This is a genomic window from Methylobacterium nigriterrae (assembly GCF_037106235.1).
Taxonomy (GTDB): Bacteria; Pseudomonadota; Alphaproteobacteria; order Rhizobiales; family Beijerinckiaceae; genus Methylobacterium; species Methylobacterium nigriterrae.
In genome coordinates this window covers 1-275 of sequence record NZ_JBAWTG010000831.1, presented here as the reverse complement: position 1 = coordinate 275, position 275 = coordinate 1, and the positions used below count along the sequence as shown (strand labels likewise).

1 protein-coding gene is annotated in these 275 nt (G+C 60.7%); it reads left to right on the top strand.

Annotated features, from left to right (window positions below; translation table 11 throughout):
- Positions 1–23: 23 nt before the first annotated feature.
- On the top strand, positions 24–275 hold a 252-nt coding region (locus WDW90_RS39335), incomplete at its 3' end, for a porin (protein WP_488803337.1).

Here is a 275-nt window from a genome sequence, read left to right as displayed (position 1 = left end):
ACAATACCTTCGGTGCCGCGTCAGTGCGGGTAGACAACATGTTCAGGTATCTGACGCCCAACTTCGGCGGCTTCCAGGCGGGCATCGGTTACGCGGCAGAGGGCGCGATCATCCGGGATGACGTGGACCCGTCCGAGAACAGGGATCGGTCGAACTATCTTGCGCTCGGCCTCCAGTACACGAACGAAAAGATCCATGCCGCGGTCACCTACGACCGAGTGGGTGGCGACACGCAATACGCACCGACGAGCTGGGCCGCATTCGGAAGCTATGAT